Raw genomic sequence first — 229 nt, 5'->3', positions numbered from 1 at the left:
CGGTTATTGATCTGGGCTCGAATTCGGTTCGGCTGCGAATTACTGAGATTAACGAGTCTGGTAATTATAATTTGGTAAGCTATGAAAAAGAATATGTTCGTCTTTCAGAAAATATGGGGCCAGAAAAAATGCTCAAGCCAGCGCCAATGGATCGAACGATAAAAGCACTGCAGCATTTTAAGCAGCTCTGCATGGCATTAGAAAACGTTCGGGTGATTGCGGTTGCCAC

Annotated in this window: 1 protein-coding gene; it reads left to right on the top strand. The window is 43.2% G+C overall.

Translation table 11 applies throughout. From position 1 onward, the window contains the following. Positions 1–5 precede the first annotated feature (5 nt). Positions 6–229 (top strand): hypothetical protein (locus LJE08_RS15435; RefSeq protein WP_370633287.1); only part of this gene is annotated, 224 nt, incomplete at its 3' end.

Origin of the sequence: Holdemanella sp. DFI.5.55, assembly GCF_020593575.1 — a bacterium.
Lineage (GTDB): Bacteria > Bacillota_I > Bacilli_A > Erysipelotrichales > Erysipelotrichaceae > Holdemanella > Holdemanella hominis.
This window is presented reverse-complemented; position numbering and strand designations above follow the sequence as displayed.